Origin of the sequence: Myxococcus sp. MxC21-1 (genome assembly GCF_032612255.1) — a bacterium.
Lineage (GTDB): Bacteria > Myxococcota > Myxococcia > Myxococcales > Myxococcaceae > Myxococcus > Myxococcus virescens.
Map to the genome: position 1 here is coordinate 303,032 of NZ_CP123278.1, position 15,574 is coordinate 318,605.

At 68.4% G+C, this 15,574-nt stretch carries 17 protein-coding genes and 1 pseudogene; 9 read left to right on the forward strand and 9 right to left on the reverse strand.

The window, feature by feature from the left end; genetic code table 11:
- The first annotated feature begins 14 nt into the window (after positions 1 to 14).
- The 3 genes from QEG98_RS01385 to QEG98_RS01395 all read left to right on the forward strand — a co-directional run bounded on the left by QEG98_RS01385 (position 15) and on the right by QEG98_RS01395 (position 1,833).
- On the forward strand, positions 15 to 308 hold the full coding sequence (locus QEG98_RS01385; RefSeq protein ID WP_316565457.1) for a hypothetical protein: 294 nt from the start codon (positions 15 to 17) through the stop codon (positions 306 to 308).
- A gap of 124 nt (positions 309 to 432) precedes the next feature.
- Entirely contained in the window at positions 433 to 1,104 is a 672-nt protein-coding gene (locus QEG98_RS01390; protein WP_316565458.1) for a TIGR02269 family lipoprotein, read from the forward strand.
- A gap of 6 nt (positions 1,105 to 1,110) precedes the next feature.
- Positions 1,111 to 1,833: a double-CXXCG motif protein gene (locus tag QEG98_RS01395; RefSeq protein ID WP_090490938.1), complete on the forward strand. Its 723-nt coding sequence runs from the start codon at positions 1,111 to 1,113 to the stop codon at positions 1,831 to 1,833.
- On the opposite strand, the gene QEG98_RS01400 is transcribed toward QEG98_RS01395, so the two are convergent.
- Positions 1,823 to 2,932 carry a DNA alkylation repair protein gene (locus tag QEG98_RS01400; protein WP_316565459.1) on the reverse strand — a complete coding sequence of 370 codons (1,110 nt, stop codon included), beginning with the start codon at positions 2,930 to 2,932 and terminating at the stop codon, positions 1,823 to 1,825. The genes QEG98_RS01395 and QEG98_RS01400 overlap by 11 nt on opposite strands.
- A 128-nt stretch (positions 2,933 to 3,060) precedes the next feature.
- On the opposite strand from QEG98_RS01400, the gene QEG98_RS01405 reads away from it, so the two are divergent.
- Both QEG98_RS01405 and recF read left to right on the forward strand, forming a co-directional pair.
- Entirely contained in the window at positions 3,061 to 5,043 is a 1,983-nt protein-coding gene (locus tag QEG98_RS01405) for an ATP-binding protein (RefSeq protein ID WP_316565460.1), read from the forward strand.
- 40 nt (positions 5,044 to 5,083) lie between these two features.
- Positions 5,084 to 6,224: pseudogene (recF, locus tag QEG98_RS01410) on the forward strand (DNA replication/repair protein RecF).
- A 2-nt stretch (positions 6,225 to 6,226) separates the two neighbouring features.
- On the opposite strand, the gene QEG98_RS01415 reads toward recF, so the two are convergent.
- Positions 6,227 to 6,616, reverse strand: coding sequence for a hypothetical protein (locus QEG98_RS01415; protein ID WP_090490934.1), 390 nt, complete (start codon positions 6,614 to 6,616; stop codon positions 6,227 to 6,229).
- A gap of 317 nt (positions 6,617 to 6,933) precedes the next feature.
- Between QEG98_RS01415 and QEG98_RS01420 the strand changes: the two genes are divergently transcribed.
- The 4 genes from QEG98_RS01420 to QEG98_RS01435 are packed head-to-tail and all read left to right on the forward strand — an operon-like array spanning position 6,934 to position 10,297.
- The gene (locus QEG98_RS01420; protein ID WP_316565461.1) at positions 6,934 to 7,437 is read left to right on the forward strand and encodes a hypothetical protein; all 504 of its coding nucleotides are present in this window, start codon (positions 6,934 to 6,936) and stop codon (positions 7,435 to 7,437) included.
- Positions 7,434 to 8,243 carry an MlaE family ABC transporter permease gene (locus QEG98_RS01425; RefSeq protein WP_090490932.1) on the forward strand — a complete coding sequence of 270 codons (810 nt, stop codon included), beginning with the start codon at positions 7,434 to 7,436 and terminating at the stop codon, positions 8,241 to 8,243. Before QEG98_RS01420 ends, QEG98_RS01425 begins: the two co-directional genes overlap by 4 nt.
- Before the next feature lie 6 nt (positions 8,244 to 8,249).
- Positions 8,250 to 9,068, forward strand: coding sequence for an ABC transporter ATP-binding protein (locus tag QEG98_RS01430; protein ID WP_316565462.1), 819 nt, complete (start codon positions 8,250 to 8,252; stop codon positions 9,066 to 9,068).
- The gene (locus QEG98_RS01435) at positions 9,065 to 10,297 is read left to right on the forward strand and encodes an MlaD family protein (protein ID WP_316565463.1); all 1,233 of its coding nucleotides are present in this window, start codon (positions 9,065 to 9,067) and stop codon (positions 10,295 to 10,297) included. Before QEG98_RS01430 ends, QEG98_RS01435 begins: the two co-directional genes overlap by 4 nt.
- Positions 10,298 to 10,324: 27 nt before the next feature.
- On the opposite strand, the gene QEG98_RS01440 is transcribed toward QEG98_RS01435, so the two are convergent.
- From QEG98_RS01440 to QEG98_RS01470, 7 genes are read right to left on the reverse strand one after another with little or no spacing between them, the layout of a single operon-like run.
- Entirely contained in the window at positions 10,325 to 11,425 is a 1,101-nt protein-coding gene (locus tag QEG98_RS01440) for a hypothetical protein (protein ID WP_316565464.1), read from the reverse strand.
- On the reverse strand, positions 11,422 to 12,234 hold the full coding sequence (locus QEG98_RS01445) for a hypothetical protein (RefSeq protein ID WP_316565465.1): 813 nt from the start codon (positions 12,232 to 12,234) through the stop codon (positions 11,422 to 11,424). The genes QEG98_RS01440 and QEG98_RS01445 overlap by 4 nt, the downstream gene beginning before the upstream one ends.
- A 27-nt stretch (positions 12,235 to 12,261) precedes the next feature.
- Positions 12,262 to 12,831: an imm11 family protein gene (locus tag QEG98_RS01450; RefSeq protein WP_316565466.1), complete on the reverse strand. Its 570-nt coding sequence runs from the start codon at positions 12,829 to 12,831 to the stop codon at positions 12,262 to 12,264.
- Positions 12,832 to 12,840: 9 nt separating this feature from the next.
- The gene (locus tag QEG98_RS01455; protein ID WP_316565467.1) at positions 12,841 to 13,728 is read right to left on the reverse strand and encodes an AHH domain-containing protein; all 888 of its coding nucleotides are present in this window, start codon (positions 13,726 to 13,728) and stop codon (positions 12,841 to 12,843) included.
- A 24-nt stretch (positions 13,729 to 13,752) separates the two neighbouring features.
- Positions 13,753 to 14,220, reverse strand: a complete 468-nt coding sequence (locus tag QEG98_RS01460; protein ID WP_316565468.1) for a DUF4150 domain-containing protein — start codon at positions 14,218 to 14,220, stop codon at positions 13,753 to 13,755.
- A gap of 21 nt (positions 14,221 to 14,241) precedes the next feature.
- Positions 14,242 to 14,592: a hypothetical protein gene (locus QEG98_RS01465; protein WP_316565469.1), complete on the reverse strand. Its 351-nt coding sequence runs from the start codon at positions 14,590 to 14,592 to the stop codon at positions 14,242 to 14,244.
- Positions 14,565 to 15,572 (reverse strand): hypothetical protein, encoded by a 1,008-nt coding sequence (locus QEG98_RS01470; protein WP_316565470.1) that lies wholly within the window; start codon positions 15,570 to 15,572, stop codon positions 14,565 to 14,567. The genes QEG98_RS01465 and QEG98_RS01470 overlap by 28 nt, the downstream gene beginning before the upstream one ends.
- Positions 15,573 to 15,574: the final 2 nt, after the last annotated feature.

The window sequence follows — 15,574 nt, forward strand, 5'->3', positions numbered from 1 at the left end:
CCCTGGGAGGGAGCATGGAGATGGACGTCAACCCGGCGAGCCGGGCTTCGGAGCATGAGTACATGGACGTGCCCCCGGTGGTGCGAGCGGAGCACGCCGAGGCGTCACTGACGCGCTTGATTGAACAGCAGACGGCGAAGGTGCCCTCGCACGTGTTCCTGGTGGCGAGCCTCGCCTCGATGGGCGCTTCCTTCATCTTGGAGGCGGCGGGACGCTCGCGCCCCAGCCGCTTCATTGGCCAGTGGGTGTCACCCCTGCTGGTGATGGGCGTCTACAACAAGCTGGTGAAGATTTTCGGGCCTCGGTGAGGCTGTGTGCCCATGCGGCCCATCGCGTCGTGGTGAAGAATGAGGTGGAGGGGGCACGGAAGGTGAGAAGCCGAGGGCCTCGTGGCGTAACGTGCCGTTCCAAACAGGATAGGGTTCGCTTGAGATGCGCATCCATCCTGGTTTGGGTCTTTCACTGCTTGTTGCGTTCTGGTTGGGGTGCTCCACCACCGCAAAGACTCCCATTCAGCGAGCAGCGCACGCGGCGACGGAGGCGTGTTCCGCTTCGCATGAGGACCGTTGCGTCAGCCTCCTTTGCGAGGGGGACTCATGTGGCTTCTACCGCTGCGAGGACCTGTTCGGTGAAGTGGAGTTGGCGCGCTTTCCTCCCGCACGTCCGCCTGTGGCCGCGGCAGCGCCGGGCAGTGGACCTCGGCGAAATTGGGGAGGTGGGCAGCAGCTTCCACGCGGGGCTGTCATGGTCTTCCCCAACTGGAATGGTGGTTCCTCGCAGGTCATTTCTCCGTCGCACCGTCTAACGCCCGGTCGCTGGGAAAAGCACCACATCTTCCCGCAGGCAGAAGACCTGGCTCGATGGTTCGAAGGGCAAGGCGTGAAAATCCACAGCTACACCATGCCCATTCCTCGTGACGTGCACCGGCGGATTCATGGGCCCCTTGGCAATGGTGGCGCGTGGAACAAAGCATGGCGTGAGTTCCGGGACCGGAACCGGAACGCGAGCGCAGAGGAGATTTTCAAGCATGCGGGGGAGTTGATTCATCGCTTCGAGCTCATCGGTGGTCCGATTCAGCCCTATTATTCCCGTCCTGGCGCGTAGGGACCCATGACCCGATTCTTCTGGTTGCGCGAAGACGAAGCGGCAACGGCCGCCTTCAGTGGAAGCTTCAACGCCGCGCACAAGTGGAGTCTGCCCGGCGTGAAGTGCTCTGCCTGTGGCACGACCTGGAGTTCCTGGGGGAACCACTATCCCCTCGTGGACCTGTCGCAGCTGCCGGAGCGTGCCGCGTTCGAGAAGGCCCGGCCGGAGCCGTTCACGGAGTTCTCCCGTCTTCGGGAACTGGTACGCCCCTTGGCTCCTCCGGATGCGGAACTCCCCCCTGGCGCGGCCTTCGGGCCATTGGTTGGCACTGCGTCCGGCGAATTCGGTCCATTCACATGGCAGGGGACTTCGCTATTGCTCGTACGCCGCGATGCGCTGGAGCGCCTGCAAGCTGAAGGCGTACGCGGTCTGCTGGGCGGACAAACGGAACTGCGATTCCGCAAGAAGGAGTCACCGGAGTTACTGGACCTCCAACTGGAGCCACGCGGTCTGCTGCATCCGGATTGCATCCCATCCGACGCATCGCCGCCGTGTCCAACCTGCGGGCGGAATGCCTTTGCTCGGCCCGATGCCCCCATCCTCGCTGCAGCTTCGCTCCCGGCGGACGTGGACGCGTTCCGGCTCGTGAACTTCGCGACGATGATTATCGGGACCGACCGGTTCGTGGATGCGGTGAGGCGCCTCGGGCTGGAGGGGATCGCTTGCCGGGAACTTCCTACCCGCTGACCTCGACGACACCCAGCGGCAATCCCTGTCCGTTCACCAGGGCCTCGAAGCGGTGTGGCCCGGCGTAGTGCTTGCGTGTGGAGAGCTGCGCGAAGGAGACGCGCTTGCTCACCGTCTCCGCTTGTCCGGGGCCAAGCAGCAGCTCGCGCACCTTGAACACCTTGGGCCGCGCCTCGCCGTTCGCCTTCTGGAAATGCACCGCGAGGTCCACCACCAGCGTCTGCTGCTGCTTCGAGCGGTTGGTCACCTCGAAGTGGACCTCCACCGTGTCGCCCAGGGCCGCGCGGCGGGGCAGCTGCGTCACGCGGGCCTCGATGCCTGACGGCGGCCGAGCGCCCACCACCGCCAGCGCCGCGGGCTCTCCGCGCTTGATGGACGAGCGCAGCGCATGGCGCACCAGCCACTCCCGCTCCGGCGTGGCGTTCTTCATCCACGCCGTCGCCACCTGCACCAGCAGCGCGGGGTGGTCCTTTCCGATGTCGTTCAGGTTGTTGGCCACCGAGCGGCGCACGTACAGCGCCGGGTCGTCCTTCAGCCGCTCCAGCAGCGCGAGCACGGGTGTGGGGTCCTTCTGGAACTCGCGCAGCCGTGAGGCCCACGGCAGGCGCGTGCGCGTGCCCTCTGACACGAGCCGCCGGACATGCTCGCTCGGGTCCTCTGTCCACTCGCGCAGGCGGGCCAGCGTCTTCGCGGTGTGCCGCTCCAGGTAGGGCCGGATGGAGAACTCCGCGGTGAAGCGCTGGGTGAGCGCGTGCTGGGCGCGCATGGACGGCTCGAAGTGCTCCAGGCCGCGCTCCGCCACGAAAATCGTGTGCGGCAGGTAGAAGAAGGAGGCCATGGCTCCGCCCTCCGTGGCCTCCGTCCGGGGGCCGAGCGAGCGCAGCAGCACCTCCACCGCCTCTGGGTAGTCTTGGGGCAGCGCACGGTGCAGCGCGCCAGCGATATGTCGCGCCCGGTCCATCAACTCGTGGCCATCCAGGCCCTTCGCGGCCTCTCGGATGAACGCAGCGCGAGGGAAGGTAGGCGCCGCGGCGTGGAGTGACGCGCCGAGGCGTTCGACGAGCCGCGCGTCGAAGAAGGTCTTGAGGTGGTCCGCCATGGGGCGCGCATCCTGGCATGGGCTCGCCGGTGCACCAGCACCATGTGCGTGCCAGGGGGCGCGGTGGGCAGGCGGCTGGTCAACGGTGGACTGGGCAGCCCGGGGTGGCTCTGCTAGGCCCTGGCCCCGTGGCGACGCGAACGGGCCAGCACTGGAGTCAGGACACGCGCAGCAGGCCCGTGGTGACGGAGCCCCGCTCCTTGCGCGAACAGCTCTCCGAGGTGCCGGATTCGCTCGCGCTGCTCGAAGGGCTGTTCACCCATTCGCCGGTGCCCTACGCCGTCTTCACCTCGGACGGCCACTGCCTGCTCTCCAACCCCGCCTTCCTGGCGATGTTCGGCGCGGCGCCGCCACCCGAGTACAGCCTCTTCAAGGACGAGCTGCTCGCGCAGCTGGGCTACGCGAAGTTGCTCCAGCGGGTCGTGTCGGGCGAGCGCGTCCAGACGCCGGTGTTCTGGTACGACGTGAAGGAGTTGGCGCACGTCCGCGCGCCCGCCGAGGCGCGGCGCATCGCCATCTCCTGCACCGGCTTCCCCCTGGTCTCCTCCAGCGGCGGCGTCACGCACCTCGCCGTGGCCTACAAGGACATGACGGCGGAGCTGGCGGCCCGTGAGGCGGCGCAGGTGGAGCGGCGCAACCTGCTCCAGGTCTTCACGCAGGCGCCGGTGGCCATCAGCGTGCTGCGCGGCTACGAGCTGCGCTACGAGTTCGCCAACCCGCTGCTCCAGAAGCTCATGGGCGGACGCGAGCTGACCGGGCGCACCCAGGAGGAGGCCATTCCGGATTTGTCCCGGGAGCTGCTGAGCCTCCACCGGGGCGTGCTGGAGACGGGCGAGCGCGCCACCGCGCGGGAGTACCCCGTCACCATTGACTACGAGGGCGCCGGCCGCGTCGAGACCCGGTTCTGGAACATCATCTTCGAGCCCCTGCGCGACGAGCGCGGCCTCGTGGACGGCCTGGTGACGCTGGCCTTCGACGTCACCGAACAGGTGTTCGCGCGCCAGGCCGTGGAGAGCCAGCAGAAGTGGCTGGAGGCCGTGCTCGACCTGATGCCCATGCCGGTGGTGATGGCGGACCCGGCCAGTGGCGACCTCAACTTCTCCAACGCCGCGGCGGACCGGCTCTACGGCCTGCACATCCCCAAGGACGTGCCCGCCACCGCGTTTGGCGACCACTTCCACGTCACGGACCTGGAGGGCCGCCGGCTGAGCGTGGATGAAATGCCCTCCAACCGCGCGGCCCGGGGCGAGCGGCTGGACGGGCTGGAGGTCCACTGGCACACGCCCGCGGGCCAGTACGCCCTCAGCATCTCGTCGGAGACGCTGCCCGCCATGCATGGCCACCCGTCCGTGGTGGTGATTCCCTTCCTGGACATCACCCGCCTGAAGACGGTGGAGCAGCACCTCCAGGAGGCCGTGCGTGCCCGTGACGAGTTCCTGTCCGTGGCCAGCCACGAGCTCAAGACGCCGCTGACGTCGCTGGGGCTGCGGCTCCAGTCCTTCGTGCGCGCCATCCACGCGGACCCGGAGTCCGCGTTGGCCCAGCGTCACGGGCGCGAGGTGGAGGCCATGCGCCGGCAGGTGACGCGTCTGGCCGAGCTCGTGGACGGGCTGCTCGACGTGTCGCGCATCAGCACCGGCCGGTTGAAGCTCCAGTTCGAGCCGGTGGACCTGCCCTCGCTCGTGCGCGAGGTGGCCACGCGTTTCGAGCTGGAGGCCGCGCGCGCCGGCTGCGAGCTGCACATCACGCGGGCGGAAGGGCTCGAAGGGGTGTGGGACCGGCTGCGGCTGGAGCAGGTGGTCTCCAACCTGCTGTCCAACGCGCTCAAGTACGGCGCGGGCGCACCCGTGCACATCGACGTGGCGTCAGGGGGCATGGGCGCCCGGCTGTGGGTAAGGGACCGGGGCATTGGCATCGACTCGGAAGCCCACGCGCGCATCTTCCAGAAGTTCGAGCGCGCCGTGTCCGAGCGGAACTACGGCGGCATGGGCCTGGGGCTCTATGTGACGCGCACGCTGGTGGAGGCCCTGGGCGGCACCATCCAGGTGGACAGCCAGCCCGGCGAGGGCGCCACCTTCGTGGTGGAGCTGCCGCTCCAGCCCGCGAGATAGGTCCCCCGCCGGGGAGCGGAGAGGTTATACGGAGGGGGCCGTGCGCCTCCTCGCGCTTCACGTCCACGACTTCCGGAACCTCCCCCAGGTCCAGCTCACGCCCAGTGCCCACGCCACCATCGCGGTGGGGCAGAACGGGCAGGGCAAGACGAACCTGCTGGAGGCCCTCTACTTCCTGGCCACGCTCAAGCCGCTGCGCGCGGGGCGCCTGTCGGAGCTGGTTCGCTGGGGCTCGCAGGGCGCGCGGGTGACGGGGCGCTTCCTGCTCAAGGGCGCCGAGCGTGAAATCGCCGTGGAGGTGGGCGGCGGCACGCGGCAGGCCTTCGTGGATGGGAAGAAGGCCTCCAGCCTGGAGGACTACTTCGGCGGCGTGTCCGTGGTGGCCTTCACGCCGGATGACCTGGAGGTGGTGAAGGGCGGTCCGGACTCACGGCGCGGCTTCCTGGACCGGGCGGTGTTCAACCGCTTCCCCGCCTTCCTGCGCGAGAGCCGCGAGTACGCGCGGGCCTTGAAGAACCGCAACCGCCTGCTGCGCGAAGGGCACACCGTGGACGCGGTGTACCTGGAGGCCTACGACGAGACGCTGGCGAAGGCTGGCGCGCGCATCTATTCGCGGCGGCGCGCGCTGATGGCGGAGCTGGCGCCCAGGGCGCAGGCGACCTTCGCTTCCATTGGCCGCACGGTGGACCCGGCCGTGTACAACTACCGACCCGCGCATCTGGAGGGCGACTTCGCCGCCGCGGACGAAACGGCGCTGGCAGCCATGCTGCGGGAGAGCCTCTCCGCGCGCCTGCGGCGGACATGGAGCGGGGCTTCACCTCGGTGGGGCCGCACTCGGACGACGTCTCGGTGACGCTGGGAGGCCGCAGCGCGCGGGCCTACGCGAGCCAGGGACAGCAGCGGGCGCTGGTGCTCGGCTGGAAGATCGCCGAAATCGAGAACCTGGAGGCCGCGATGGGCTTCCTGCCGCTGCTGCTGCTGGACGACGTGTCGAGCGAGCTGGACCCCGAGCGCAACGCCTACCTCATGGGCTACCGGCCCAGAGCGGCGCGCAGGTGGTGCTCACCACCACGGACGGTTCGCTGGTGCGGGGCGCGGCGGCGGACGACACGCTCTGGCTCGACGTGCACGGCGGGCAGGTGGCGGTGCGCGCGGACGCCGAGCCGCCCCCTGCCAGCTGAAGTCACGGCGTCACGCGCCGACGGTGCCAGGGCCAGTGGACGTGGAAGCGCCGCTCCGTGTGGTGCGGCACGTCGCCCGGCGCCACGTGCTTGAAGAAGGGGAAGCGGTACTCCGCCCAGAGCACGCCGTACGCCACGGCGAAGAGGAAGGTGGCCAGTGGCAGCCACCACGACGTGCCCACGGCGAGCGCGACGATGGTGAGCAGCAGCAGCACGACGCCGATGCCCAGCGACACGTCGCGCAGCCGCTTCGACTCGCTGAAGGCCATCCCCATGGACACCACCGACAGGAGCAGCACGGAGACAGCCAGCCAGTAGCTGTGCCGTGTGTACAGGTTGGCGATTCCCAGCAGGAAGAGGCCGAGGCCGAATATCGCGAGTCCGCCGTCCATGAGGGTCCTCCTTGTCCGTGTGTCGAGCGTGGGGCACTGCTGTCCGAGCCGGACGGCTTGCGTGCGTCGGGACAAAGTTGGGGCCGCGCGGCGTGGCCGGGGACTGCCCGCGGATGGACGCTCGCGCAGACCGGTTGGTGCCATGGCGGACGGCCGGCGCACCTCGGGTGGCGGGAATGTGACGTGCCAGGATGGATTCAGAGGTGTGACAGTGGACGTTTGGCCCCCACCGCACGACATGGAATTCCTTGCAGGTGCGCGACTTGTGACGCATGACTTGGTCGCAGGGCCGGAAGAGAGCCACGAAGAACGGTGCCATGCCGCGGATGACGTTGCTGTGCCTGCTGGTGGTCATGCCCCTGGCGGGCTGTCACAGGACGACGTTCGAGGATTCCGTCCTCACCAAGCCCGCCGTGCGCTACCGCATTGGCAAGCTCCCCGCGTATTGGGAGCAGGTGCGGCTGGAGGACAACGACCTCGCGTTCGCCGAGGAGGGCACCGGTCGCGCGCTCTCCGTCAACGCCACGTGCCAGGGGCATGATGACCCGTCGCTCCAGGTGCTCACCCGGCACCTGTTGGCGGGCTTCACGGAACGACAGGAAATCGCTGAACAGCGCATCCCCATGGATGGGCGCGAGGCCCTGCGCAGCCGCCACCTGGCGAAGATGGACGGCGTGCCCGTGCAACTGGAGCTGGTGGTGCTGAAGAAGGACAACTGCGTGTTCGACTTCACCTACGTGTCGCCGCCGGAGCTCGCGGACGGGCGCATGGCGGACTTCGACGCGCTGCTGGCCGGCTTCGAATCGGAGCGCAAGGGATGACGACCCGGCAGCCCGAGGTGGACGCGGCGGCGGCTTCCGGGCCCCCGAGCCTCATGGACCGGGCGAAGGAGCGCCTGGAGTCACTGGGCGCCCTGTCGCGGATGACGGGGCAGGTGTTCAGCCGCGCGGTGCGTCCGCCCTATGACTGGCGCGGGCTCGTGTACCACACGGAGTCGCTGGGCGTGCGCTCGCTGCCCATCGCCCTGCTCACCGCGATGTTCGCGGGGCTCGTCATCTCGTTGCAGTTCGGCTACTTCCTGTCGCGCTTCGGCGTGCAGTACACCGTGGGCCGCGTGGTCATCCTCACGCTGTTCCGCGAGCTGGCGCCGGTGCTCACCGCGCTCACCGTGGGCGCGCGCATCGGCAGCGGCATCGCCGCGGAGCTGGGCGCCATGACGGTGACGGAGCAGGTGGACGCCATCCGCGCGCTGGGCGCGGACCCGCTGCGCAAGCTGGTGGTGCCCCGCGTGCTGGCGTGCCTGATTGTGCTGCCGGTGCTCACCGTGTTCGCGGACGTCGTGGGCCTGGTGGCGGGCGCGCTGGTGGTGAACTTCCAGTACGCGATTACGCTCAACCTCTTCTTCCAGGGCGCGCTGGACGCGGTGCTGATGCCGGACTTCGCCTCGGGCGTGTTCAAGGGCGCGGTGTTCGGACTCATCATCGGCCTGGTGGGTTGCTTCCGCGGGCTCACCGTGGAGGGCGGCACGGAGGGCGTGGGCCGCGCCACCACCCAGACGGTGGCGACCACGTCCGTCTCCGTGTGCCTGGCGGACTTCTTCATCACCCAGCTCACGCTGAGCCTGTGACGTGCCATGCGCTCCTCGTCCCAGACCCCTTCCGAGTTCGCGTTCCAGCCGCCCCGGCCGGGTGAGCAGCTCATCTATTTCGAGCACCTGACGAAGGCGTTCGGCGCCAAGCGCGTCTATGACGACATGGACCTGGACGTACGCGCCGGTGAGACGCTGGTGGTGATGGGCGGCTCGGGCACGGGCAAGAGCGTGCTGCTCAAGTGCCTCATCGGACTGCTGTCGCCAGACACCGGACGCATCCTCTTCCAGGGGCACGACCTGACGCGCTTCACGGAGGAGCAGTTCATTCCGGTGCGCCGGCACGTGGCCATGGTGTTCCAGGGCGCGGCGCTCTTCGACTCGCTGAACGTCGGGGAGAACGTGGCGTACCCGTTGCGCGAGCACTTCCCGGACATGCCGGCGGACGAGGTCCGTGCCCGCGTGGCGGAGAAGCTGGCGCTGGTGGACCTGCCCAACACGGAGCGGCTGATGCCCTCCGACTTGTCGGGCGGCATGCGCAAGCGCGTGGGGTTGGCGCGGGCCATCGCCACGGAGCCGGAGGTCATCCTCTGGGATGAGCCCACCACGGGCCTGGACCCCGTCACCACGCAGTCCATCAACGTGTTGATCAACTCGATGAAGACTCGGCTCGGTTGCACTTCCATCGTCGTGACCCACGACATGGTGAGCGCGTTCACCGTGGGAGACCGCATCGCCATGCTGGCCAATCGGAGAATCGTGCAGGTGGGCAATCCGCGGGAGATGCTCCACTCCACCGTCCCGGAGGTGCGTGCCTTCCTCGACGCGCGCCGCGTGGAGCTGTTCCCCGGAGGCGCGCCATGAGCCTGTTCTCTCCCGCTGGAACCGAGCGCCGCCTGGCGCTGCGCACGGGGCTGTTCGTCGCTGTCGGTCTGGCGGTCGCCAGCGTGGTGGTGATGGTCATCGGCCAGCAGTCGCGCCTGTTCGAGCGCAAGACGATGTATCGCGCCTACTTCGCCAACGTGCAGGGCCTCAGTGATGAGTCGCCCGTCTGGCTCGGCGGTCTCAACGTGGGGCGGGTGACGGACATCGTCTTCTCGCCCGACCCGAATGACCCGCGGCTGGAGGTCCAGTTCCAGGTGTCATCGCGCTACACGGACCGCGTGCGTCAGGACTCGGTGGCGCAGTTGTCCAGCATGGGCGTGCTGGGTGACAAGGCGGTGGACATCTCCCTGGGCAGTCCCACGTCACCGCCGGTGGAGGCGGGTGGGGTGCTCAAGTCGTCCACGAGCGGTGACTTGTCCGCGCTGCTCAACGGGGCGTCGCAGGTGATGGAGAACTCGGTGGCCATCAGCAAGTCGCTGCGGGCGGCGGTGGAGACGTACGCCAACCCGGAGATGGCCAGTGACGTGACGCGCGGTATGGCGGCGCTGCGGGCGCTGCTGGAAGAGGTGGAGAAGGGCGAGGGCGTGCTGCACGCGCTCATCTACGACAAGCAGGCCGGGCGCGAGGTGCGGGGCCTGCTGGCCAACGCGTCCAGCGCGGCGGCGCGGGTGGATGGCGCGGTGGGCGAGCTGGAAGGGATTCTGCGCGAGGTGCGCACGGGAGACGGCACGGCCCACGCGCTCGTCTACGGCCAGGACGGCGCCAAGGCGCTGACGGAGCTGGGTGCGGCGGCCGGGCAGCTGGCGGGACTCATCGAGGATGCGAAGAAGAGTCCCAACGGGGCGGTGCACCAGCTGGTGTACGGCGACGCGAGCGGCATGTTCGCGGACCTGGGCAGCGCGGCGGCGGACCTGAAGAAGATTACGGCGACCGTGGCGAAGGGAGACGGCACCGTGGGCGGGCTCATCAGCGACCCGACGGTGTACGAGGACCTGCGCGAGGTGATTGGCAACGTGAAGCGCAACCGCATCCTTCGTGCGCTGGTGCGCTTCTCCCTGAACAACCGGCAGGATTTGGAGCAGGTGGGCAAGGTGGAGGGCGTGGAGCCACGCTCCGAAGCGCCCGCCGCGGCTCCGGCGGCCCCAGGGGTTCCTGAGGCGTCGGCGGCTCCCGCTGCGATGGAAGGGGCGACGTCCCAGTCGAAGTGACGCCTGGGGCCGGAGCGACGCGCGGTTTCAGTCCGTGAACTCGCCTTCACCGCGTGTCAGGAGGACGGCGGCGGGCTGCCCCGCCTCCGAGAGCGAGCTTAGTAAAGTGTGCGCGCCGGTCGCGTGGCCCCTGAAGAATCCCCAGGCCGCCGCCGCGAGCGACACCGGCGCGGAGGCCGTGCCCGTCTCTCCCAGCGAACTCGCGATGTGCAGGACGCGGCAGTGTGGAATGTCCAATGCGTCGGCGAGCAGCACCTGGGCATGGCCCCAGGCCTGCGCCCTCCAGGCCTCTCCGTTGAGGTCGAGGTAGAGGTCACCCTGGAAGCGCGGTGAGGGAGCGGGGAGGACGCGCTGAATCGACTCCGCGAGCGCGCGTCCAAGCTGAGCGAGCGTCGCGCCTGCCTCCGGGGGCCCGCTCAACGCCACGGCCTCCACCTGCACGGCCGAGGCGCTGCCCCGCGCGCGGGCCGTCACGGGACGCTCCAGCAGGATGGCGGCCCCGGCTTCACCCGGCATGAGGCCCACCTGCCGCCGGGGAGACTTGAGCCGGCGGTGGTAGGCGAGCCACGCGAGGCTCTCCGGGTCCACGTAGGAGTCCGCGGCCAGCACGAGCACCCGGTCCACGTCCCTGGAGGTCAGCATGGCGTCCGCTTGTTGGAGCGCCGCCGCCAGGCCGCAGTGCCCCAGCGCGAGCGCTCGTGTCTTCTCTCCCCGGAGGGGAACGTCCATGAGGGACACGAGGGGGCGCAGATAGAACGTCTCGAGCGCGCCGGGCAGTGTCTGAAGAGACCAGCCGAACCGTGCTTCATCGATGAGCGGCGCCAGGACGAGGAGCCCGGTGCGGTGCCAGAACGGAGTGTCCGTGGGAGGAGGCATCGCGGCGGTGTCGCGGAGGTCGTCGAAAGCACCTGACGCCAGCCGTACCCAGGCGCCCGTCTGGAAGAACCCATCCGCGAAGGGCGCGGCGGGAAAGCCGGTGACGGGAATGGCTTCGCCCGGTTCGTCCTCGACGGTGAAGGCCGGAAGGGGCCTGGGCTGGGAGAGTCCCGCGCGCAGGGCGGTGCAAGTTCCCACGACGCCATTCCCCACGGAGGTGACGAGCCCGAGCCCCGTGACAGCGAGCTTCACGGACTCCTCCCTGGGACGTCTGTCGAGCCCTGGATGGAGATGACGCGCTGTTGCCATGACCCTGGATGCGGGAGCCGGGCCCGGTCGAGCCGGCGGGCCACGGAGGGGGCCAGCGGGTAGTGCAGCTCGGTGGGCAGGCGCGCGCGCTCGGCCAGCCGCAGCAGCGCGAGCACCTCCACGGAGAGGTGGGCCGTGGTGGTGGCGTCGTCAGGGGAGAGGCGCTCGGCTTCGATTCGTTTGCGCAGCTCGCGGGCGCGGGCGTCCAGCAGGCGGCCCAGGTTCTCCTCGAAGCGCTGGGCGTCCGCGGCGACGAGCGCCTGGCAGAGCGGGAGCCGCGCGTCGCCGCCTGCTGTCGGGAGGCCCTCGTAGCGGCTCATGGCCACCTCGAGCCGGGCGGTGGACGCCGCCAGGGTGAAACGTTCCATCAGGATGCGGACGTAGAGGAAGTCGTCCTCGTACTCCTCGCCCGAGTTCCAGGTGGCGCGGGAGTGCTGGGCAATCTCACGCTCCGCCTCGATGTCGTTAGAGGCGATGGCATCGAAGTAGGGCTCGGAGCGGCTCGTCGTCTTGGCTGAGTCGTCAGTGCCCTGGAGGAAGAAGAGGAAGGCGCGCGCCGAGCGGGAGAGCTCCTCGAAGAAGCCGTCTGGTAGGCCGGAGAGGAAGAGCTGGGCAATGCCCATGCGCCGGTAGAGGGTGCAGACGCTCATCATCTGCGCCTGGGTGACTTGCCGGGCGAGGACTCGCGGCAGGACCATCTGAAGCTGGATGAGGCTGTTCTTCTCGATGAGGGGCAGGGGCGTTCGCACCATGGCGAGGAGGGCGCTCGTCGGAGTCGCTCAGGCCTGTTCCAGCTTGGTGAGGTAGACGTTGGTGGGGTTGAGTTGCTGCAGTTCGTCCACCAGCTTGTGGCTCAGGACGTAGACGTAGGGGTCCTCCTTGATGCGGAAGAAGTCTGGGGCTGAGCGGAGCTTGTTGCTATCGAGCACGTGCTTCCGGATGCCAATGATTTCCCCAGGCATCTCCTTGGAGTATTTGATTTCACTCTTTTCTAGATGCAGGCAGTCGAAGGTGCCCAGTGGGTTGATGATGAAGTAGTCCCGGCTGGCCACCTGCCCTTTGTGGTCGAACAGGGTGAAGTTGAGGCACTCCATGGGAACTCCGGTGCGCTCGAAGACCTCCTTCAGAGCCCGTTCCACGACGACATAGTGAGAGGCGATGAGCGAGGCCAGTTTGCCTCCGCCATATTTGCTGCTCATCTGCCACTCCGCATCCGGCGGATACTTGTCGCCCATGGGGTAGCCCTCCCCCAATCGATGGCTGAACATTCTCAGGCCCTTGGGCTCGCGTTCGAGCATGCAGAGACTGCGATCAACGGTGGGACCTCGGGTGAGACTGAAGTAGTCCATGGTCAATCTTTAGAAGGCAGGGATTCGCGGCATGTCCGAAATCGGCTCGCCTGGATGGGTTGTTCCAAATTCAGTGACACTTCGGAAGCACGTGTTGGAGAGTTCTTCGAGTTCCTCTTTGGAGAGCTTGAACTTCGACGTGTCGCAGTTCTTGCGGAGTTCCGCGTCGCAGGCTTTCGCGTAGCGATTGATGATGGGCTCCAGCCTGTCCTGGACGTTCCAGTTGTAGCCCAGGTGGTCGAACTTGGGGCTACCTTCAACCATCCAGGAGCCATCCTCCAGGATGAGGTGCCGGGGGAGGCCCAGGACGCGGGCCACCTCCAGGTCCTGCGGCAGGATGATGACGTTGATGTGGTGGTTGATGTTGTATCCAGCGCGCAGGAGCGCCAATCGGATCAATGACTGGCAATCGGCATCTTCGACTTCCGCGATGGTCTCGTTGAAGAGCCCCTTGGGAATCAAGTGATGCGAGTTGTGCCAGTACGGCCACGTATGCTTCGAGAAGTTCTGTCCGCGGGGGATGGGCCTGCCCGCGGCATCCTCCATGTTGTCCCGGGTGGGGCCGTCCAGGTGCCAGTCGCCCGGCTCCGGCAAGCGGATGACGGCGCCGTACTGTCCCGGGTAGAGGTTCCCCCGGTTGCTCAGGTACGCAGACGTGGCCAGCAGTCCCATGGGGGCGGGCTTCTGTCGGGCTCCCGCCGTGGGTGTCTTGTCGTAGAGCGCCGTCCGGTTCCGCTTTGACTCCGTGAGGGCCTGCCAACGGTAGGAGCAGGTGCTGGGATCGAGGCTGGCATCGTGTCCCGTCAGGCACGCGCCACCCTCGGTGTCCTCCTTCACCACCACGTGAGGGCAGGTGCCGTCTGGATTGATGACGTGTTCGTCGGTGCTCTTCCCCATGGCGCTTCTCCGTGCCGTGTCCGGCTACTCCACCTTCTCCTTGCAGATGAGGCAGTACGGCTCACCCGCTTCCTTCCCCATCGCCACCACGGGAGGCTGGATGAGCGGAAACGGCGGCGTGTTCTTGTCGTTGTGCAGCATCAAGTCGAAGGCGCGTGCCACGTTCTTCCCTTCGAACTTCACGTCGAAGGAGTAGTTGACGAACTCCGCCTTGCCCTTCGTCTTCCCAGAAGCCACGCCACCACCGGCCGTGCCGGCCTCGTCTCCGGTGCTCGTGCTGAAGTTCGAGTCCTTCAGGCACGCGGGATTGCCCTCCACGGACACGGTGCTGCTGCCCTGCGCCGTGTCCGCCGAGCGCGCGACGTTGGGATAGGGAATGGGGACGGGCCCCGCCGGACTGGGCGTCTTGCACACGTCGGGGAAGGCCACCGTGGTGCCATTGCTGGCCTTTGTCACCACGGACATCTTGTTCACGCCAACGGTATTGCTCATCTCCAACCTCCCGTCCGTTTCTCAGCGGCTCATCCAGGTGGCGAAGGGCCGCAAGGAGGCCCCACGGCTCCAGCTTCGAGCCTCCGCTGCCTGCCGGCGTTGCACATGCAACCATCCGTGGGGCACTACCGCGTATTGGCCTCCGGTGCGGATGGCCAACTCCAGCGCCAGCGGAGGCCGACGCCGCATGGGCAGCGTCTCCAGTGCCTCCACGAGGCTCGTGGCGGTGAAGGGCCGGCCGCCGAGGACGCGTGACTCCGGCTGGAGGTGCTTGCGCGCCTCGCTCCACCAGCGCTCCACCGCGGCGGCGCAGGCAAGCGGGAGCGCATCGTCGGGACCGGGCGTCAGGGGTGCGTGGAGGTCCTCCTCCAAGGGGGCAGCAAGTCGTCCTCCTCGTCGCGCTCCCGGAGCAGGTCATCTTTCAGCGCCAGCCCGGTGATGGCGCTGAACGCCTCCGCGGCCCGGCCTCCCAGCAGCGGGTCCTCCAGCCACGGGATGCAGGCATCGGCGGCCGCGGGCCGTCCGGAGAAGCCCAGCGCCCACAGGACATCGGGTCTCAGTGCCGGTGCGTCCAGGAGCTTCACCAGCCGGGAGAGGTCCTCGTCCGCTCCTCCCAGCGCGAGCAGCAGCCGCGCGGTACGGCCCATCGCATCCGGAGCCTCCGCCGCCGCCTGGCAGGACTGCCGGGCCAGGCGCTGCGCCTGGACCAGTCCAGCCTCCAGAGCCGCCGCGCGGAGCTCGGGCGCACCCGATGCCAGTCCTTGCCGCACAAGCCCCGTCTCCGCGTCTCGCGGCCAGCGCCGCGCCGCTCGCAGTGCCGTCAGCCGGACCACGGGCTCTGGATGCGTCAGCGCCCTCGTCAGCAAGTCACGTCCGGGAGGTTGCCCTTGGAGGAGCAGGGACTCCAGCGCCGCCGCCTGGACTTCAGGCGGCTCCCTGGGGCCGAGCAGCGAGACGAGCGCGCGGGCCAGACCGGGCCGTTCACTGAGCGACAGGGCCTCGGCCACCCAGCCTTGTCGCTCTGGCGCGCCCTCCCGCAGTTCCTTCAGCACCACCGTCAGGCCCTGGGGCGTTGCGCTCGCGAGCAGCGCCAGGGCCGCCACACCCACGCGTTCCCGGTCATCTTCCTGGAGATTGGGACGCAGCAGCCGCTCGGCCACCCGCGAGGAGCCGTGCGCCAGCATGTCGACGAAGGCGCGTAGCCGCTCCTCGTGAAGCTCCGCGACCTGCTCAGGCAGGAGCGTCGCCGACTGGAAGAAGAACGCACGCTGCTGCCACTGGTAGCGCGCCTCGTCGAACGCCTCCTCCAGGAGGTCCCAGCGCGGGCTCGGGTCCGGACGAAATGCCCACATGG